General features: G+C 67.6%; 18 protein-coding genes. 8 read left to right on the top strand and 10 right to left on the bottom strand.

From position 1 onward, the window contains the following. Window positions 1-24: 24 nt before the first annotated feature. From V6M37_RS00870 to glnA, 7 genes are all read right to left on the bottom strand, one after another. Window positions 25-1,392 carry a TrpB-like pyridoxal phosphate-dependent enzyme gene (locus tag V6M37_RS00870; RefSeq protein WP_332670118.1) on the bottom strand — a complete coding sequence of 456 codons (1,368 nt, stop codon included), beginning with the start codon at window positions 1,390-1,392 and terminating at the stop codon, window positions 25-27. A gap of 5 nt (window positions 1,393-1,397) precedes the next feature. After that, a complete protein-coding gene (locus tag V6M37_RS00865) occupies window positions 1,398-2,183 on the bottom strand; it encodes a type III pantothenate kinase (RefSeq protein ID WP_332670116.1) in 786 nt (261 codons plus the stop codon). Then, window positions 2,180-2,989: a biotin--[acetyl-CoA-carboxylase] ligase gene (locus V6M37_RS00860; RefSeq protein WP_332670114.1), complete on the bottom strand. Its 810-nt coding sequence runs from the start codon at window positions 2,987-2,989 to the stop codon at window positions 2,180-2,182. Before V6M37_RS00860 ends, V6M37_RS00865 begins: the two co-directional genes overlap by 4 nt. 152 nt (window positions 2,990-3,141) lie before the next feature. Then, entirely contained in the window at window positions 3,142-4,569 is a 1,428-nt protein-coding gene (gene ntrC / locus V6M37_RS00855; protein ID WP_332670146.1) for a nitrogen regulation protein NR(I), read from the bottom strand. 34 nt (window positions 4,570-4,603) lie between these two features. Next, window positions 4,604-5,674: a nitrogen regulation protein NR(II) gene (gene glnL / locus V6M37_RS00850; RefSeq protein ID WP_332670112.1), complete on the bottom strand. Its 1,071-nt coding sequence runs from the start codon at window positions 5,672-5,674 to the stop codon at window positions 4,604-4,606. A gap of 54 nt (window positions 5,675-5,728) precedes the next feature. Then, complete coding sequence (locus V6M37_RS00845; protein ID WP_332670110.1) at window positions 5,729-6,247, bottom strand: DUF4124 domain-containing protein; 519 nt, start codon at window positions 6,245-6,247, stop codon at window positions 5,729-5,731. A gap of 133 nt (window positions 6,248-6,380) precedes the next feature. Beyond that, window positions 6,381-7,790 (bottom strand): type I glutamate--ammonia ligase, encoded by a 1,410-nt coding sequence (gene glnA, locus V6M37_RS00840; protein WP_332670108.1) that lies wholly within the window; start codon window positions 7,788-7,790, stop codon window positions 6,381-6,383. Window positions 7,791-8,185: 395 nt separating this feature from the next. On the opposite strand from glnA, the gene V6M37_RS00835 reads away from it, so the two are divergent. The 5 genes from V6M37_RS00835 to V6M37_RS00815 all read left to right on the top strand — a co-directional run bounded on the left by V6M37_RS00835 (window position 8,186) and on the right by V6M37_RS00815 (window position 12,678). After that, complete coding sequence (locus tag V6M37_RS00835; protein ID WP_332670106.1) at window positions 8,186-8,638, top strand: rhodanese-like domain-containing protein; 453 nt, start codon at window positions 8,186-8,188, stop codon at window positions 8,636-8,638. 100 nt (window positions 8,639-8,738) lie between these two features. Further along, window positions 8,739-9,842 carry a quinolinate synthase NadA gene (gene nadA / locus V6M37_RS00830; RefSeq protein ID WP_332670104.1) on the top strand — a complete coding sequence of 368 codons (1,104 nt, stop codon included), beginning with the start codon at window positions 8,739-8,741 and terminating at the stop codon, window positions 9,840-9,842. Then, complete coding sequence (locus V6M37_RS00825; RefSeq protein WP_332670102.1) at window positions 9,842-10,615, top strand: endonuclease/exonuclease/phosphatase family protein; 774 nt, start codon at window positions 9,842-9,844, stop codon at window positions 10,613-10,615. The genes nadA and V6M37_RS00825 overlap by 1 nt, the downstream gene beginning before the upstream one ends. Then, on the top strand, window positions 10,612-11,769 hold the full coding sequence (gene clsB / locus V6M37_RS00820; protein ID WP_332670100.1) for a cardiolipin synthase ClsB: 1,158 nt from the start codon (window positions 10,612-10,614) through the stop codon (window positions 11,767-11,769). The genes V6M37_RS00825 and clsB overlap by 4 nt, the downstream gene beginning before the upstream one ends. A 198-nt stretch (window positions 11,770-11,967) precedes the next feature. Next, the gene (locus V6M37_RS00815) at window positions 11,968-12,678 is read left to right on the top strand and encodes an SDR family oxidoreductase (RefSeq protein ID WP_332670098.1); all 711 of its coding nucleotides are present in this window, start codon (window positions 11,968-11,970) and stop codon (window positions 12,676-12,678) included. 46 nt (window positions 12,679-12,724) lie between these two features. Here V6M37_RS00815 and gluQRS read toward each other — a convergent pair whose 3' ends face one another. Continuing rightward, a complete protein-coding gene (gene gluQRS / locus V6M37_RS00810) occupies window positions 12,725-13,630 on the bottom strand; it encodes a tRNA glutamyl-Q(34) synthetase GluQRS (RefSeq protein ID WP_332670096.1) in 906 nt (301 codons plus the stop codon). Then, window positions 13,630-14,535: a ChbG/HpnK family deacetylase gene (locus tag V6M37_RS00805; RefSeq protein ID WP_332670094.1), complete on the bottom strand. Its 906-nt coding sequence runs from the start codon at window positions 14,533-14,535 to the stop codon at window positions 13,630-13,632. The genes gluQRS and V6M37_RS00805 overlap by 1 nt, the downstream gene beginning before the upstream one ends. A 98-nt stretch (window positions 14,536-14,633) precedes the next feature. Here V6M37_RS00805 and V6M37_RS00800 point away from each other — a divergent pair, with 98 nt between their 5' ends. Genes V6M37_RS00800 through V6M37_RS00790 form a run of 3 tightly spaced genes read left to right on the top strand, consistent with a single transcriptional unit; the run spans window position 14,634 to window position 17,751 of the window. Next, entirely contained in the window at window positions 14,634-15,656 is a 1,023-nt protein-coding gene (locus tag V6M37_RS00800; RefSeq protein WP_332670092.1) for a glycosyltransferase family 2 protein, read from the top strand. 56 nt (window positions 15,657-15,712) lie between these two features. Beyond that, window positions 15,713-17,338, top strand: coding sequence for a glycosyltransferase family 39 protein (locus tag V6M37_RS00795; protein WP_442880964.1), 1,626 nt, complete (start codon window positions 15,713-15,715; stop codon window positions 17,336-17,338). Beyond that, entirely contained in the window at window positions 17,335-17,751 is a 417-nt protein-coding gene (locus V6M37_RS00790; protein ID WP_332670090.1) for a GtrA family protein, read from the top strand. Before V6M37_RS00795 ends, V6M37_RS00790 begins: the two co-directional genes overlap by 4 nt. A 156-nt stretch (window positions 17,752-17,907) precedes the next feature. Here V6M37_RS00790 and ychF read toward each other — a convergent pair whose 3' ends face one another. Further along, complete coding sequence (ychF, locus tag V6M37_RS00785; RefSeq protein ID WP_332670089.1) at window positions 17,908-18,999, bottom strand: redox-regulated ATPase YchF; 1,092 nt, start codon at window positions 18,997-18,999, stop codon at window positions 17,908-17,910. Between the last annotated feature and the right edge of the window lie 228 nt (window positions 19,000-19,227).

The raw sequence follows: 19,227 nt of genomic DNA, 5'->3' as shown, positions 1-19,227 counted from the left end.
CAGCCGTCCGTCCCTTCCGGTCGTTCAGTCGAACTTCGGCAGATGTGCGAGCGACTCGGCGACGGCTTCGGCCGGATAGTCGTAGTTTTCCAGCTGGCCGGCAAAGTACCGTTCGTACGAGCTCATATCGAAATGTCCGTGACCGGTGAGGTTGAAGAGGATCACCTTCGGCTCCCCGGTTTTCTTGCATTTGATCGCCTCGTCGATCGCAGCACGGATCGCGTGGCACGCCTCCGGCGCCGGGATGATGCCCTCGTTGCGCGCGAACAGCACGCCGGCTTCGAAAGTCGCAAGCTGTGGCACGGCGACCGCTTCGAGCAGGCCTTCGTGAAAGAGCTGCGACACGAGCGGCGAGTCGCCGTGGTAGCGCAGTCCGCCGGCGTGGATCCCGGGGGGCATGAAGTCGTGGCCGAGCGTGTACATCTTCATCATCGGCGTGAAGCCCGAGGCGTCGCCGAAGTCGTAGGCGTACTCGCCTTTCGTCAGCGTCGGGCAGGACGTCGGCTCGACCGCGACGCAGCGCAGATTTTGCGCCCGCCGGTCGCCGGCCGCCTTGTCGGCGAGGAACGGGAACGCGATGCCGCCGAAGCTCGACCCGCCGCCGCATGGCCCGAACACGACGTCGGGGTAGAGCCCGATCTTGTCGAACTGCTTCTTCGCTTCGAGGCCGATGATGCTCTGGTGCAGCAGCACGTGGTTCAGCACCGAACCGAGCGTGTAGTTCGTGTCGGCGCGGCCGGCGGCTTCCTCGACAGCTTCCGAGATCGCGAGGCCGAGTGAACCCTGGTTGTCGGGGTCCTTCGCGAGCGCGGCCCGGCCGGTCTGCGTCAGCTCCGACGGGCTCGCGAACACTTCGGCGCCCCAGGTCTGCATCATCAGGCGTCGATAGGGTTTCTGGTGATAGCTGACCTTGACCATGTAGACGCGCACTTCGAGGCCGAACATCTGGCCCGCGAACGAGATCGACGAGCCCCATTGCCCCGCGCCGGTCTCGGTGGTCAGCCGCGCGATGCCGGCCTGCTTGTTGTAGAACGCCTGCGGCACCGCCGAGTTCGGCTTGTGCGAGCCGGCCGGCGACACGCCCTCGTACTTGAAGAAGATCTTCGCCGGCGTGCCGAGCGCGCGTTCGAGGCGCATCGCGCGCATCAGCGGACTCGGCCGCCACACCTTGTACACTTCGCGCACCTCGTCCGGAATCGGCACCCAGCGCGCGGCGCTCATCTCCTGCTCGAGGATCTGCGGCGGGAAGATCGCCAGCATCTGTTCGGGACTGACCGGCTTGCCGTCGGCCGCGAGCGACGGCGTCGGCGGGTTCGGCATGTCGGCGACGACGTTGTACCAGTGCGTCGGGATCTCGCTCTCTTCGAGCAGGATGCGGGTCGGTTCGCTCACGTTATCTATTCCTCGGTGCGAGTGTGGATGGTTCGTTCGGCGGCACATGACGGATGCGCAGCGTCGTTGGACGAGGCTTCGCCGGCGACGACTGCCAGTCCCTTCAGGACGAGGTTGTCGACCGGGCTGCACGGGATCGCGAGCTGTCCGGCGAGCCGCGCCGCGGCGCCGCCGCTCAGCACGCAGCGCGCCCCGGGCATGTTCGCGATCTCGCGGAACATCCGCTCGATCGCGCCGAGCTGCGCGTGTCGGCAGCCCGAGCGGATCGCATCGGCGGTGTTGCGCGGCGTGCGGACGTATTCGCCGTCGGCGAATGGGAGCTGCGCGGTATTGCCGGCCAATGCGCGCCGCATCAAGTCCTCGCCGGGCAGAATCAGACCGCCCAGGAAGTCGCCGTCGGCGTCGAGAATGTCGACCGTCGTCGCGGTCCCGGCATTCACGACGAGGCACGCGGTCCGATAAAGCGCGCGCGCGCCGATCAGCGCGGCCCAGCGGTCGGCGCCAAGTTGCGACGGGTCGTCGTAGCGATTGCGGACCCCGAGGCATTCCGCCGAAGGCGCGAGCCACTCGGGGACCGGCGCGACGCCGTCGAGGGCGCGCGCGATGCCCGAGGCGACGGTGGCGCCTGCGACATTCGCCCCGAATACCCGCCGCAAGCCCCGGTGTTCCGCCGCAATCCGGGTGAACCTCGCGGTGTCTTGATGGCCGAGCGTGCCTTCGACAACCCACCGCCCCGCGTCGACGACGCCCCACTTGACCCGCGTGTTGCCGCCGTCGATCAGCAGAATCATGTCGCGATCCTCAGCGACACTTCGCCGGACAGGATGCGTACGAGTCCGTCGTCGGTGCGCACGAGTAGCGCGCCGTCCTCATCGACGCCTGCGCAGATGCCGGTGATCTCGTGCTGGTCGCCGCTGATCCGCACCGGCAGGTCGGCGAACGCGTTGCGTTGCTGCCACGCGCCGCGCAGCGCCGCGAAACCGGCGGCCGCGTAGGTGTCGAAAAGCCTATGAAGCTCGATCAGCAGCGCCGCCAGCAGAAGGTTGCGGTCTGGCAGCGGGTCGAGATGGTGTCCAAGGTCGGTCACGCCGGTCTGCTCGGGAAGCGAGAAATCGGCGGGCAGTCGCAGGTTCAGGCCGAGGCCGACGACCGCGGTCGGCGGACGGCCGCGCCCGGGCAGCAGTTCGACGAGGATGCCGGCGAGCTTGTGCCCATGGACGAGGACGTCGTTCGGCCACTTCAGCTGGAGTCCCTCCACGCCGAGCTTTTCGAGCGCCCGCACCACGGCCAGGCCGGCAACGAGCGAAAGGCCGGCAGGCACGGGGGCGCCCGGCCGAAAACGCCAGCGGGTCGAAAAGGTGAGACTCCCGCCCGGCCACGACTGCCATTGCCGCCCGCGGCGGCCGCGGCCCGCGGTCTGGCATTCCGCGACGACGACCTCGACAGGACCGTCGTCGGGCTGGGCGGCATCCATCAGTTCGCTGTTCGTCGACGCGCATTCCGGAACAATGCGCAGCGCGAATGCGGACGCCAGCGCGCCGAGATGACGGACGACGGCATCGGACGAAAGCGGCAGGTCGGAATTGGAAAGGCTCAAGCCTGCGTTCCCGTGTCAGGAGGTGAAAGCCGGCATTATCCGTTATTGGCAGGCTGCGCACGAGCCCGAAGTCCTGCCGGGGCGCCGCATGGGTGTGCGGGGCACCTCCGCGGACCGCAAGAACAGGTGCCGCGCCGCGCCGGCAGGCGCCGCTACTCGCCCTCGTCCGCGTCGTGCCCCGGGTGCCGCGCCTCGTCCATGCCGAGATCGTGGATCTTGCGCGTGATCGTGTTCCGGCCGATGCCGAGCAACTGCGCGGCGTCGATCCGGCGCCCGCCGGTCGCCGTCAGCGCCCGGCGGATCAGCGTGCGCTCGAAGTCGCGCGTGAGGCGGTCGAAGACTTCTCCCGGCGCGCTCGCGATCAGGCGGTCGGCCTCGGTCGCGAGTCCCTCGGACCAGCTCACCGGCGCTTCTCGGTCCGGCCGGTCGCGCATCTCGGGCGGGAGGTCGGCGACCTCGACGGTCTGCCCGGGCGCCATCACCGTGAGCCAGTGACACAGGTTTTCGAGCTGGCGGACGTTGCCCGGGAAGGGCTGCGCCTGAAGATACTTGATCGCCGCCTCGGAAACCCGCTTCGCGTCGACGCCCAATTCCTGCGCTCTCTTCTGCAGAAAATGACGGACGAGGATCGGGATGTCCTCGCGCCGCTCGCGCAGCGCCGGCAGCCGCAGGCGGATCACGTTCAGGCGATGGAAGAGATCCTCGCGGAACAGGCCCTGGCGGACGCGGTCCTCGAGGTGCTGGTGCGTCGCCGCGATCACGCGGACGTTCGCGCGGATCGGCTGCTGGCCGCCGACGCGATAGAAGTGATTGTCGGACAGCACGCGCAGCAGCCGCGTCTGCAGTTCGGCCGGCATGTCGCCGATTTCGTCGAGGAACAGCGTGCCGCCGTCGGCTTGTTCGAACCGGCCGCGACGCTGCGCTGCCGCCCCGGTGAAGGCGCCGCGCTCGTGACCGAAGAGTTCGGATTCGAGCAGGTCGCGCGGAATCGCGGCGGTGTTGATCGCGATGAAGGGCGCGTCGCGTCGCGGGCTGTGCCGATGCAGCGCGCGCGCGACGAGTTCCTTGCCGGAGCCCGATTCGCCGTTGATCAGAACGGTCGCGTGCGACTGCGCGAGTCGGCCGATCGCCCTGAACACCTCCTGCATCGCCGGTGCCTGGCCGAGGATTTCGGGGGCGAGCGGGGCTTCCGCGTGCGCACCTTCCTGGTGCGAGTTCTGGTGCAGCGCCCGCTGCACGAGCGCGACGGCCTGGTCGACGTCGAACGGCTTCGGCAGATACTCGAACGCGCCGCCCTGAAACGCGGAGACGGCGCTTTCGAGGTCCGAGTACGCCGTCATGATGATGACGGGCAGCTGCGGGTAGAGCGCCTTGACGCGTTGCAGCAGCGAAAGGCCGGAGTCGCCCGGCATGCGGATGTCGGAAACGAGCACTTTCGGCGGTTGCGGCGCGGTTTCGAGCGCGATCAGCGCCTCGTTCGCCGACGCAAAGCTGCGGTGCGCGATGTCCTCGCGGGCGAGGGCCTTTTCGAGCACCCAGCGTATCGAGCGGTCGTCATCGACAATCCAGACAGTGTTCATCGGCATGCACTTTTTTGGTGCGACCGCGCTTCGCCTATGCACGGTCGGTGATCGGCAGCAGGATGCTGAAGCAGGTTTGGCCGGGGCGGCTGTCCACTTCGATCATCCCCTGATGCTGCTCAACGAAGCTCTGCGCCAGGGACAGGCCCAGACCGCTTCCGCCCTCCCGCCCCGAAACCAGCGGATAGAAGATCTTGTCACGGATCTCTTCCGGAATGCCGGGGCCGTTGTCGATCACTTGCAATTCCAGTGCCAGCTTGAATCGCCGCTTCGCGAGCGTGACTTGGCGCGCGACGCGGGTCCGCAAGCGGATCTCGCCGTGGCCCTGCATGGCTTGCGCGGCGTTGCGCACGATGTTGAGGATCGCCTGGATCAATTGCTCGCGGTCGGCGGTGAATTCGGGCAGGCTCGTGTCGTAGTCGCGGCGTATCTCGAGGTCCGGGAACTCCGCGAGGATCAGGCGCCGGACGCGTTCGAGCACGTCGTGGATGTTGAGCTGGCCCGGCCGCATCATGCAGTGGGACGTGAGCAGGCGGTTCATCAGCTCCTGCAGCCGGTCGGCTTCGGCGATGATCACCTCGGTGTACTCGCGCAGCTGAGGATCGGCGAGTTCGCGCTCGAGCAGCTGCGCGGAGCCCCGGATCCCGCCAAGCGGGTTCTTGATCTCGTGCGCGAGATTGCGGATCAGTTCGCGGTTCGCCTGCTGCTGTTGCAGCAGTTGCTCTTCGCGCGCGACGCGCAGCTGCGCGTCGATCGGGCGGAATTCGAGCAGCAGGCGCACGCCGGCCGCATGGGCCGGGCTCACCGTGCAGTCGAGATGCAGCGGATCGGCGTTTTGGCGCGCGATCTTCAGATCCTGCCCGGTGTAGCTCCAGTTTTGTCGCAACGCATTGTCGAGCGCCGCGGCGAGGCCGGTCGGCTCGCCGAGGAGTGTCGACAGCGGCATGCCGAGCAGCCGCCGATGGCTGACCGCGAAGAGGTTTTCGGCGCCCGCATTGAGGTAGCGGATCACGAGCCGATCATCGACGAGGACAACGGCCGACGAGAGCAGATCCAGTCCCGAAAACGGTCCGGAGGAGAGGCTGGGGCGAGGAGTGAGGGTCATGGATGCGCGTCTTGGAAGTCGAAGCCTCTCGCAATAAACGCGCCAGTCGCTGCACTACCTGAGCGCGCCGATTTCCTTCTTCAGCGCCTCGACATTGCGCTGGTGCAGTTCGACCCGGTCCCGGTAGGGCTGCAGGCGTTCGGCCTTCTTCGCCGGATTGAGCGACGAGTAGCTCGTCCCGTCCGCGCGCTGGCGCCGGGCGTTGCGGTCCTCGGGGGCGTCGCGCTTTTCCTCCTCATCGAGCTTCGCGAGCGCGGCGTCGAGCGCGCTTTGCTCGGCTGCGAGTTCCTTTTCGAGCACCTGCCGGCGCGTGTCGTCGCGTGCGCGCTGGGCTTCCGGCGCGACGCGGGGGAAATCCGAGGGCGTCGTGGTCGACTTCGCCGGGGCGCGCGGTGGCGGCACGGGAACCGTCGAAACGGGCTGGTCGCTCAGTTCCTTGCAGCCGCGTCCAAGCGTCCGGTCGTTGGTGTAGGTCACGCTGCCGTTGGCATCGATACATTTATAGACGCTCGCGTGGGCGAGCGGCGCGAGGACGAGCGCCAGGAGAGCGGGCAGCAGTCGCTTGTCGATCATGGGGGAGGGCGTCACGTCCCGTGCAGGTTTCGAGGCCCGTAGCGCGGGGCGCCGCGGAATCGCGGACGATTAGAACGCATAAAAAAAGGACGGGCAATGCCCGTCCTTCTTCCCTGCCCGAAATCGCGAACGATTACAGGCTGTAGTACATGTCGAACTCGACCGGGTGGGTCGTGATGCGCATGCGGTCGACTTCCTCCATCTTCAACTGGATGTATGCGTCGAGGAAGTCGTTCGAGAACACGCCCCCGCGGGTCAGGAACTCGCGGTCGTTGTCGAGATACTCGAGCGCCTGGTCGAGGCTCGTGCACACGGTCGGGATCTTCGCATCCTCTTCAGGCGGCAGGTCGTACAGGTTTTTGTCGGCCGGGTCGCCCGGGTGGATCTTGTTCTGGATACCGTCGAGGCCGGCCATCATCAGCGCCGAGAAGCACAGATACGGGTTCGCCAAGGGATCCGGGAAGCGCGACTCGATGCGGCGGCCCTTCGGGTTCGCGACATACGGAATGCGGATCGATGCCGAGCGGTTGCGGGCCGAGTATGCGAGCTTCGTCGGGGCTTCGTAGTGCGGCACGAGTCGCTTGTACGAGTTCGTGCCGGGGTTCGTGATCGCATTGAGCGCGCGCGCGTGCTTGATGATGCCGCCGATGTAGTACAGCGCGAGCTCCGACAGGCCGGCGTAGCCGTTGCCGGCGAAGAGGTTCTGGCCGTCCTTCCAGATCGACTGGTGCACGTGCATGCCCGAGCCGTTGTCGCCGACGATCGGCTTCGGCATGAAGGTCGCGGTCTTGCCGTACTGGTGCGCGACGTTGTGCACGATGTACTTCAGCACTTGGGTCCAGTCGGCGCGCTTCGTCAGCGTGCTGAACTTCGTGCCGATCTCGCACTGGCCGGCGTTCGCGACTTCGTGGTGATGCACTTCGACCGGAACGCCCGCCGCTTCGAGGGCGAGCACCATCGCGGCGCGCACGTCGTTGAGGCTATCGACCGGCGGGACCGGGAAGTAGCCGCCCTTGATGCGGGGCCGGTGACCGGTGTTGCCGCCTTCGAACTTGTCCGCCGTCGACCACGCGGCTTCTTCGGAGATGATCTTGCTATAGACGCCCGACATGTCGACCGACCACTCGACCGAGTCGAAAATGAAGAACTCGGGTTCCGGGCCGAAGAACGCGGTGTCGCCGATGCCGGTGCTTTTCAGGTAGGCCTCGGCGCGCTTCGCGATCGAGCGCGGGTCGCGGTCGTAGCCCTTGCCGTCCGACGGTTCGATGACGTCGCAGGTCAGCACCAGCGTCGTTTCGTCGAAGAACGGATCGACGTAGGCCGAACCCGCGTCCGGCAGCAGGATCATGTCGGAGGCCTGGATGCCTTTCCAGCCGGCGAGCGACGAGCCATCGAACGGGTGACCGTGTTCGAAGTGATCTTCCTCGAACGCCGAAACGGGCAGGCCGACGTGGTGCTCCTTTCCGCGCGTATCGGTAAAACGCAGGTCAACGAAGCGCACCTCGTTCTCCTGGATCATCTTCATGACTTCTTGAACGTTCATATTCACTCCTGGTGAGCTGACTCGATAGCAAATAACGATGAAACTGTCGCTGCGGGAAAGTAAGCAGTATCCGTGCCACGGCGTTTTCGGGCGTGCCCGGCATTGTGCCACAGCCGATTTGCGCCGCGGGCGCCCTTGCCGGAAATCCCGTAACGCGCGCAACCGCGCCGTTTTCGGCGTGTCCGGGCGTGGACATCGTGCAGCCGGAATGATGTGGTTGCACCCTGCTGGTGCGCCGTGCGCTTTCGTGCCGCATTTTGGTGCGATCTCGACGAAAAAGCCGATTTTGCGACCGGGGACATCGGTCCGGACAAGCGCTCGGGAGCCGCTGGCGTGGGCGGACCCTGGCCGGGGGCGATATACTTGTCAGCCTTCGATTCTATCCGGGTGACGGGATGGGGAAATTGAATGATCTGCTCGGGCTCGCGCGGCAGCGGGCGCAAGACATGGGCTTGCCCTACGCGGGCGCATTGACGCCGGCCGAAGCGCACGAAATCTGGCGATCGGCCCCCGGCGCGAAACTCGTCGATGTACGCACGCGCGCGGAGTGGGACTGGGTCGGGCGCGTGCCCGGCGCCGTCGAGATCGAATGGCTGAGCTACCCCGGCAACCAGCCGAATCCGCATTTCCTCGCGCAGTTGAAGCGCGAGGTCGATACCCAGTCGCTCGTGATGTTCATGTGCCGCTCCGGCGGGCGCTCCGACAAGGCGGCGCGTGCGGCGGCCGAGGCCGGGTATCCGGAATGCTACAACGTCCTCGAAGGTTTCGAAGGCGACCGCGATGCGAACGAACATCGCAACCGCATCGGCGGCTGGCGCCATGCCGGGCTGCCGTGGCGCCAGAGCTGAGCGGCGCCGAAAATCGCGGCGGCGGGCGGCACGCAACCGCCGCGAGTCGCCGTTGTCTCAAACTGAGCCTCCCGGCGAGGGAATCCTGAAGAGATACCGAATGACGCAAGTTGCACCCATCAATTTCGACCGATTCAACGCGCTGCGGGACGACGAGGCGCAGGAGCGCATCAGGGCCGCGCGCGCGCGGCTCGGTGACCGCGCAGTGCTGCTGTGCCACCACTATCAGCGCGCCGATGTGTATCAGCATGCCGATCTCACCGGCGACTCCTTGAAGCTCTCGAAGCTCGCGTCCCAGACCGACGCGGAGTTCATCGTGTTCTGCGGCGTGCATTTCATGGCCGAAGTCGCGGACATCATGTCCAAGCCGCACCAGAAGGCGATCCTGCCGGACCTCGCGGCGGGCTGTTCGATGGCCGACATGGCGAGCCTCGCGAAGGTCGAGCGCTGCTGGCGCGAACTCGCCGAGGTGCTCGGCACGCCCGACGCGCTGATCACACCGGTCACGTACATCAACTCGGCAGCGGACCTGAAGGCGTTCTGCGGCGAGCACGGCGGCATCGTCTGCACCTCGACGAACGCGCCGAAGATCCTCGACTGGGCATTCGCGCAGCGCGAGAAGGTGCTGTTCTTTCCGGACCAGCACCTCGGCCGGTGGACCGGCTACAAGAAAGGCATTCCGGTCGAGCAGATGGTCGTCTGGGACCCGGATCTCGAGCACGGCGGCCTCACGCGGGAGGAGATCCGCAACGCGAAGATCCTGCTGTGGAAGGGGCACTGTTCGGTGCACCAGATGTTCCAGGAAAGCCATATCCGCCGCTGGCGGATGCAGCACCCGGACGGCTTCGTGATCTCGCATCCGGAGAGCAGCCTCGAGGTGTGCATCAACTCCGACTACGTCGGCTCGACCGAGTACATCATCAATACTATCAAGGCGGGCGCGCCGGACACCCGCTGGCTCGTCGGCACCGAGTTGAACCTCGTCAACCGGCTCGCCGAGGAGGTCAAGCCGGAAGGCAAGATCGTGCAGTTCATGGCGCCGACCGTGTGCATGTGCTCGACGATGCAGCGCATCGACCCGCAGCATCTCGCGTGGACGCTCGAGAATCTGGCCGACGGCAACGTCGTCAATCACATCCAGGTGCCGGCGCACGAGGCCGAACGCGCGAAGATCGCGCTGGACCGGATGCTGGCGGTGTCGTGATGGGCGCGGCGCGAGGCGCAGGGCAGGGCCTGCGCGTCTGCACCTACAACATCCACAAGGGCTTTTCGCAGTTCAACCGGCGCATGGTCGTGCACGAGCTGCGCGAGCGCCTGCGTAGTCTCGACGTCGATCTCGTGTTCCTGCAGGAAGTGCAGGGCCTGCACCTCCGCCATGCAACCCGGCATGCGGACTGGCCGGGGGCGCCGCAGCACGAGTTCCTCGCCGAGGACGTGTGGCAGCAGACGGCGTACGGCGGCAACGCGGTCTACGATCACGGCCACCATGGCAACGCGATCCTCAGCCGCTTTCCGATCACGTTCTCGACCAATACCGATGTCTCGGACCACCGCTTCGAGCGTCGCGGATTGCTGCACTGTGAAGTCCAGGTACCCGACCTCGCGGCGCCGATCCATTGCGTGTGCGCGCACCTCGGCCTCACCGCGGGCAGCCGGCGCCGGCAGATGGAAGTCATCGCCGAGCGGATGGAGCAATTGGCGCCAGACGGCACGCCGCTGATCATCTGCGGCGACTTCAACGACTGGCGCAATCGCGCCGACAACCTGCTCGCGCGGCGGCTCGGCATGCGCGAGGCATTCGACAATGGCCGGGGCCAGCCCGCGCGCACTTTCCCGAGCACGGTTCCGGTGCTGCGGCTCGACCGGATTTACGTCCGGGGCTTCGGCGTACGGCACGCGCAGGTTCACTGCGGTCTGCCGTGGTCACAAATTTCCGATCATGCGGCACTGACTGCCGATCTGGAGCCTCGCGTGTGAGCGAGTTTCTCGACGGCAATGCGATCACGCTGCTCGAGAATGGCGGAGACTTCTTCCCGGCGCTGCAACAGGCGATCGACGCCGCGTCGAAGGAAGTCTTCCTCGAAACCTACATCTTCGAAAACGACGAAACCGGCAGCCGCATCGCCGCCGCGCTGCGCCGGGCCGCGCTGCGAGGGGTTGCGGTGCGCCTGCTCGTCGACGGCTTCGGCGGACGCCAGTTCGTCCGCGGCCTGATGGCCGAAATGATCCCGGACGGTGTTGGCGTGCTGATCTACCGTCGGGAGTTGCGCGCCTTTCCGTTGCGGCGTCACCGCCTGCGGCGCATGCACCGCAAGCTCGCGGTCATCGATGGCGAGGTCGCCTTCGTCGGCGGCATCAACATCGTCGACGACTTGCAGGGCGGCAATCTCGCGCGGCCCCGCTACGATTACGCCGTTCGTGTCGAAGGTCCGCTGCTCGGGCCGATCGTCGAGTCCGTGCATCACCTGTGGCGACTCGTATCGTGGGCCCGGCTGCGACGCCGGCTGCGCGAGCCGCTCATCGCCCCTGCGCGGCTCACGCCTGCGGGAACGATGCGCGCCGCCTTCGTCACCCGCGACAACTTCCGTCGGCGCCGTGAAATCGAGGACGCGTACCTCGGTGCGATCGCCGGGGCGAAGCGCGAAGTCGTGATCGCGTGCGCGTATTTCTTTCCCGGGCGCCGGTTCCGGCAGGCGCTCGTCGACGCCGCCGACCGGGGGGTGGAAGTGGCGCTGCTGCTCCAGGGTGTTTCGGACCATCCGATGCTGTGCTACGCGACGCGCGCGCTGTATCCCTTCTTTCTCGACCACGGCATCCGGCTCTACGAATATCACGACAGCGAACTGCACGCGAAGGTCGCTGTCGTCGACGACCGCTGGGCGACCGTCGGTTCGAGCAACATCGATCCGTTCAGCCTGCTGCTCGCGCGCGAGGCCAACGTCGTCGTCGAGGACGCCGGCTTCGCGACGCGGCTGCGCGAGAGCCTCGGCCGCGGCATGGCGAGCGGCGGGAGGCCGCTGTGCCGCGAGGACTGGCGACGTCTGCCGGCGGTGCGCCGGATCGCGAGCTGGCTCGCGTACCAGATCGTCCGCCTTGCGATCGGCGTCGCCGGCTACCGCGGCAAGCATTGACGCCGTCGCGGCGCGCCTGAACTCCCGCGCCTCTTTCGTACTCTACGTTTCGTTGGCCAACCCCGCCGCCGGCCCCGACAGGATCTTTTCGGGCCAGCCGGCTCGCGCCGGCGCCCCGGAACCGGTTGCCGGACCGCGATCGGACCGCGCCGCCGTCGCGATTCGTCCCGCTGCGGCGATAGCAACGGAGCCCGCGTGATGGACCGTCCCACGATTTCCGTGATTACCGGAGCGAGTCGCGGTCTGGGCCGTGCCGCCGCGCATCGCCTCGCGACGATGGAAAACCAGCTTGTGATCGCGACCGGGCGGCGCGACGAGGATCTGGCGTCGCTTCGCGCGAAGCTGCAGATGAGCGGTCACAGTATCGAGACGCATCGGCTCGATGTCACCGACGACGCTTCGGTCGCCGCGCTGCGGGACTGGATCGCGCAGCGCTTCGGCCGGGTCGACATGCTGATCAACAACGCCGGCATCCTTCTCGACCGCCATTCGACCAGCATCCTCGACCTGCCGCTCGACACGCTGCGCGAGACGCTCGAGACGAACCTGTTCGGCGTGCTGCGCGTGACCCAGGCGCTGGTGCCGCTGATGCGCAGCAGCCGCGCGGGGCGCGTCGTGAATCTCGCTTCGTCGATGGGGCAGCTCGCCGAGATGGACGGGGGCTCGCCGGCCTATCGCATCTCGAAGACGGCGGTGAACGCGGTGACACGGATTCTCGCCGTCGAAACGGCGAACACCGCCATCAAGGTGAATTCGGTCTGCCCGGGCTGGTGCCGGACGAACATCGGCGGCACCGAGGCCCCGCGTTCGCCGGAGGAGGGCATCGACACCGTCGTCTGGCTCGCGACCTTGCCCGACGATGGCCCGACCGGCGGCTTCTTCCGCGACCGCGCGCCGATTGCGTGGTGAATGGCGCCGGTCAGCGCATCAGCGCCCGCCGACACGTCGTCAGTATTCAAGCCGGCCCGGGCGGGCCCGCCGCCTGCCGCGGAATACCCGTGGGCGACCAGTGGTCGAGCGCCCATCGCCGGATTTCGGTCAAGGCGGCGCCCCGCAGCGCCGCCGGCGGATTCTGGCCCAGAAACGCGAGCGCCCCCAGCCATGCATCCGGAGCGACGAGATCGTCGACCGGCAGCGCGAGCGTCTGCTTCGACAGCTTCTCGCCGGCCGCATTCACGACGACGGGCAGATGCGCGTAAGTCGGCGTCGGGTGGCCGAGCAGATGCTGGAGGTGGATCTGCCGGCCGGTCGAGCCAAGGAGATCCGCGCCGCGCACGACGTCGGTGACGCCGGCCGCGGCATCGTCGACGACGACGGCGAGCTGGTAGGCGAACTGCCCGTCGCCGCGCAGCACGACGAAATCGCCGACCTCGGTCGCGAGGTCCTCTTCCTGGTGGCCCTGGATCCGGTCGTCGAATTCGATCCGCCCCCCGACCCGCACGCGCCACGCATGTGCGCGCCGACCGGGCGGCAGCCCGCCACGGCAGGTGCCGGGGTAGATCCGCGAGCCGTCGCGCGCCAGCGCCGAATCGGCGATTTCGCGGCGCGTGCAGGCGCACGGAAAGACGTGGCCGGCGGCCTTCAGGCGTTCGAAGCCGTCGCGGTACTGGTCTAGCCGTGCGCTTTGCCAGACGACGTCGCCATCCCAGTCCAGACCGAAGCGTTCGAGCGTTTTCAGGATGCCGTCCGCGGCCCCCGGGACCGCGCGCGGCGCGTCGACATCCTCGATCCGAAGCAGCCACCGGCCGGCGCGCGAGCGGGCGTCGAGAAAGCTGCCGACGGCCGCGACCAGCGAGCCGAAATGCAGCGGGCCGGTCGGCGACGGCGCGAAGCGGCCGACGTAGGGGCGGTGCGCGGTCATCAGGCGACGGTGCGCGGTAGTGCCGGGTGCATCACGGTCCCGCCGAAGTCGGCATAGCGGGCCGGATGCAAGCCTGCGGACGCGAAGTCGGCGGCGAAATCGGCCGATGCGAGATAGTCGAGTTCGATTTCCCGTGGCGCGGTGAGGCTGTCGCACGCGAGCAGCGCCGCGTCGACGCGGCCGGGATGGACGTGAATGAGCGGGCGCGGGCCGGACTCCGCGAGGAAGGCCCGCATCAGGCGGCGGAACGGCACCCGGCCGGAAAAATCGTGCAGTCCGGCGAAGCCGTCGTTTGCAGGAAGGCCGGACGTGCGCAGCAAGCGATGTATACCGGCGCCTAGGGTCCCGATCAGCAGCGCCTTCGGCAGTGCGACGCGCCGCGCGACGCAGCGGCCGACCGCGTCGCGGCAGTCGCGGACCCATACGCGCCCGACCGGGTAGCGCCGCAACAACTCGTCGACGACTGCTTCGCGCACGCCGGGCAGGACGTGCACGTGCTGATGGCCGTCGAGATGGTCCGGCGGCGCGCCCCAGACGTCCTCGAACGCGTCGAGTTGCGCGCGAAGCTCGCCGAGCACCGCTTCACGGTCGAGCCGGTGGGTGAGGGCGCGCGGCAACAGTCGCGACAAAGACGGCAGCCGGTCGCCTTCGCGCAGCCCCGACGCGCGCGTCAGCGGCGCCTGGTCGGTCAGCGTCAGGTGCAGGCCGATGTCGGCCGGCTGGCGAGCGACGACGCCTCGCAGGTCAGGCGCGTGCGCGCGCCAGCCGGGCAGGGTCGTCATGCAACTCGTCGCCGACAGCCGCCCCGCGGCGATCAGGCCGCAGATCGCGTCGCTGACGCCCGGCGCGAGTCCGAAGTCGTCCGCACACAGAATCACCGGTCGGCTTTCGAGAGAGTTTTCCATGAGGACTTGTTCAGAAGGTTCTGCCGTCAACGCGCGAGCGGGGTTTCGCGTTTACCGCACAAGTCTCCGGGCCCGGAGGCCTTTCCGAACGTAAAGCCGTGTCCCCCGCCCCATTCCGCGAACCGAAGATCGAAACAGCCCCTTCTCCCGAGTCATTCGTCGAAGCTGCACTCCGCCTGCCCAAGCTGTCCGTCGTCATCCCCCTCTTTAACGAGAGCGGCTCGCTCGGTGATCTGCACGCGAGGTTGGCCGCCGTGTTCGAGGGGCTCGCGATCGACGGCCATGAAATCGTCTTCGTCGACGACGGTAGCCGCGACAGCACTTTTTCCGAAGCGGCTGCGCTATGCCGGCGCGACCCGACCGTGCGCGCGATCCGTTTCGCGCGCAATTTCGGCAAGGAGGCGGCGATGGCCGCGGGACTGCGGGCCGCGACGGGAGACGTCGTCGTGTTGATGGACGGCGACCTGCAGCATCCGCCCGAGCTGATTCCCGAGATGCTCGAGCGCTGGCGTCAGGGCGCGAAGATGGTGACCGCGGTGCGGCGCTCGCGGGACACCGATCCGTGGCTGCGGCGCCAGTTGTCGCGCGGCTTTTACGGGCTGTTCAAGCGCGTGTCGGAGGTCGCGCTCTCGGAGGGCGGCGGAGACTTCCGGCTGTTCGACCGCGCGGTCGTACGGGCGATCAACAGCCTGCCCGAGCGCACGCGCTTCATGAAGGGCATCACGAGCTGGGTCGGCTTCCGCCAGGAAGAGATAGCGTTTGACCCTGCCGAGCGTGCGGCGGGCGCGTCCGCGTGGTCGCTGCTGCGCCTGCTGCGCTACGCGATCGACGGTTTGTCTGCATTCAGCACGCTGCCGCTGCGCGTGTGGTCGCTCATCGGCATCGTCATGGCGGCGCTTTCCAGCCTCTACGGCGCGTGGCTCGTGATCCGCACGATGATCTGGGGCATCGACGTGCCCGGCTATGCGTCGGTGATGGTCGCGACGCTGTTCCTGTCCGGCATACAGCTGATCAGCCTCGGCGTGCTCGGCGAGTACGTCGGGCGCATCTTCACGGAAGTCAAGGGGCGGCCGCTTTACCTCGTCGCCGAGCAGGCCGGTTTCCCCGAGGACGAGCGGTGAACGGTGCGGAGCAGGTGAGCCCGCGCGAGCGGCCGGAGGCGGTGCGGAATCTGACGATAACTGGTGAGGCCGCGCAGCCGGGAAGGCGCGCGTCGCTGCTGTCGTCGATCCGCGCACGGCACCTCGCGCTGGCGCTGCTGGCCGCGACCGGCCTCTTCATCCTCTTCACGTTCGACCAGCACGGCATCAGCAACGACGAGGAAGTGCAGCACATCTATGGCCGCCTGCTCGTCGATTTCTACGCGTCCGGCTTCGCCGACCGCGCCGCATTCGCGTACAAGAATCTGTACCTCTATGGCGGCCTGTTCGATCTGATCGCGGCAACGCTCGAGCGCGTCGTGTCGATGAATGTCTGGGATCTGCGTCATCTGCTGTCGGCCGCGTTCGGCCTCGCGGGGCTCGCCGGCACCTGGCTGCTCGCGCGGCTCGTCGTCGGCGAACGCGGCGGGCTCGTCGCGCTGGTCTTGCTGCTGCTGACCGGGGCGTGGTCGGGGGCGATGTTCACGCACACGAAGGACGTGCCGTTCGCGACGATGATGACGTGGGCGTTGTACTTCACGACGCGCTTCGCAATGCGCCTGCCGGCGGTGCGCCCGGGCGACGTGATCGGCCTCGGCGTCGCGCTCGGCGGCGCGTTCGGGCTGCGCGTGGGCGCGGTGTTCGCGGTGTTCTATCTCGGCGTCGCGGTGCTCTCAGCGGCGTGGCTCGGCGGCGACGGCGGGGCCGAGCGGTTGAAGGTCCTGCGTCGCGCGCTCGTCGCACTGCTGCCGGCCGGCGCTGTCGCGATCGCGCTGATGGCCGTGTTCTGGCCGTGGGCGGTCCTGTCGCCGGGCAACCTGTTCCGCGCGATGACGACCTTTTCGCATTTCTCGTTCCAGCTCGACACGATTCTCGCCGGTGTCGTCATGAAGAACGGGGAAGTGCCCGGGCACTACCTGCTGAGCTACCTGCTCGTCCGCCTGCCGGAACTGTTTTTGCTCGGCATCGCGTTCGCGCTGCTGGCGGGCCTGCGTGCGCTCCCGGCCGTGTCGTCGCGCGACGGCCGACGGGCGGCGCTGGTCCTGCTGCCCGCCGCTCTCGCCGCGGCGTTTCCGCTCGTCTATACGCTCGTCGCGGCGCCGCCGCTCTACAACGGGATCCGTCACTTCACGTTCGTGCTGCCGCCGCTCGCCGTGATTGCGGCCGCGGGTGTCGACAATGCATGGACGCGCGCCGCCCGCTGGCCTCGCGCACGTCTCGCGGCCGCAGCCGGCTGCCTCCTCCTCGCGCTCATCCACGTGGCGAGCCTCGTACGCCTGCACCCGTACGAGTACGTCTTCTACAACGCATTCGCCGGCGGTGTGCGCGGCAGCTTCGACCGCTGGGAGCAGGACTACTGGGCGAGCAGCCTGCGCGAAGCCGCGGGACTGTTGAATGCGTACGTCGCTGCGGAGGGCGCGCAGGAGCGACCCCACGCCGTGGCGGTGTGCGCCGAGTCGCTGCAAGCGGCGGTCTGGCTCGCGCCCGGACTGGAGGTCACCCGCGACTGGCGGGTGGCCGATTTCTTCCTGTCGACGACACACATGAACTGCGATGCGGCGGTGAAGGGGCAGATCGTCGGAGAGGTCGCGCGCGACGGCGTCGTGCTCGCGGTCGTGCGCGACCGGCGCGCGCTCGTCGGGCTCGACCGCGAACCGCGATGAACCTCGGACCGCTCGTCGGCCGCCTTGCGCGATTCGCGGCTGCTGGCGCGGTCGGCACGCTCGCGCACTACACGTTGCTGCTCGGGCTGGTCGAAGGGGGCGGGGTCCGCCCGGTGGTCGGGTCGGTGGCGGGTTTCGTGCTCGGCGCGCTGGTCAATTACGCGTTGAACCGGCGGCTCGTGTTCCGCTCCGATCGCGCGCACGTCGAAGCGCTGCCGCGCTTCTTCGCCGTGGCCGGCGTCGGACTCCTCTGGAACGCGCTGCTCATGTACGGTTTCACCGCGCTGCTCGGGCTGCATTACCTGCTCGCGCAGGTCGTCACGACCGGCCTGCTGCTGATCTGGCACTACGTCGGCAACGCGCGATGGACCTTCCGCAGGTCCGCTTCCGCGAGCGACTCGGTGAAGCGCTGAACGGCTCTCGTCCGGCTCGCCGTGTTGTCGTCGCGGCGACGCCGCGAACACCGTTTTTGCTGGAAAAGTTGCCGTGACGCCCGCAGGTGGCGAGCAACGACGGGCGGGCGCGTCGCGGACGCGGCAGAGCACGCCGCCCGTGACGCGGAACCCGGACTAGACGTTGAACAGGAAGTTCAGCACGTCGCCGTCGCGCACGACGTATTCCTTGCCTTCGGCGCGCATCTTCCCGGCTTCCTTCGCGCCCTGTTCGCCCTTGTACGTGATGAAGTCGTCGTAGGCGATCGTCTGTGCGCGGATGAAGCCGCGCTCGAAGTCGGTGTGGATGACGCCGGCCGCCTGCGGCGCCGTGTCGCCGACGTGGATCGTCCACGCGCGCACTTCCTTGACGCCGGCGGTGAAGTAGGTCTGCAGGCCGAGGAGCTTGTAGCCGGCGCGAATCAGCCGATTCAGACCCGGCTCGTCGAGGCCGAGGTCGGCGAGGAATTCCTTCTTGTCGGCGTCGTCGAGTTCGGCGATCTCGGCTTCGACCGCCGCGCAGACCGCGACGACTTCCGCCTTCTCGACAACTGCATGCTCGCGCACTGCGTCGAGATGGGGATTGTTCTCGAAGCCGCCTTCCTTGACGTTCGCGACATACAGCACCGGCTTCGCGGTGATGAGGCAGAACGGCTTCAGGCTCGCCCATTCCTCCTTCGACAAATCGAGCCCGCGCACCGGTTTCGCCTGATCGAGTTGCGCGACGCATTTCTCGAGTACCGCGACGAGCGTCTTCGCGTCCTTGTCGCCGGCCGCCGCGGGGCGCTTGTAGCGCGCGAGGGCCTTGTCGACGGTCGCCATGTCGGCGAGCGCGAGTTCGGTGTCGATCACTTCGATGTCGCGGATCGGATCGACGCTGCCCGATACGTGGACGACGTTCTCGTCGGCGAAGCAGCGCACGACGTGCACGACCGCGTCGGTCTCGCGGATGTTCGCGAGGAACTGGTTGCCGAGGCCTTCGCCTTTCGAGGCGCCCGCGACGAGGCCCGCGATGTCGACGAACTCGACAATGGCCGGTTGCACCTTCTGCGGCTTCACGATGGCCGACAGCGCGTCGAGGCGCGGATCGGGCACTTCGACGATGCCGACGTTCGGCTCGATCGTGCAGAAGGGGTAATTCTCGGCCGCGATGCCGGACTTGGTCAGCGCATTGAAGAGGGTCGACTTGCCGACGTTCGGCAGGCCGACGATTCCGCATTTGAGGCTCATGCAATTCCTTGTGTTCTGCGCGCCGTGGAGTCGAAGTCCGAACCGTCGGCGGGACGATTGCGCTTTCCGGCAGGGTGAGTGAAGTCGGGTGCGAAGGGGCGTCTTCGTCGAAGCCGCCGAAACCGGCAGGCCTTCGCCCGAAAAGCCGCGATTGTAACTCCCGACGATACGAGGCTGCGAATTCGATCACAGCCCCGAATTCCGGTCCACGAGGAATGACGTTTGAAA

It is taken from the genome of Aromatoleum sp. (assembly GCF_036675785.1).
GTDB lineage: Bacteria > Pseudomonadota > Gammaproteobacteria > Burkholderiales > Rhodocyclaceae > Aromatoleum.
Note: the sequence above shows the minus strand (reverse complement) of the source record. Positions and strands in the feature narration are given on the sequence as shown.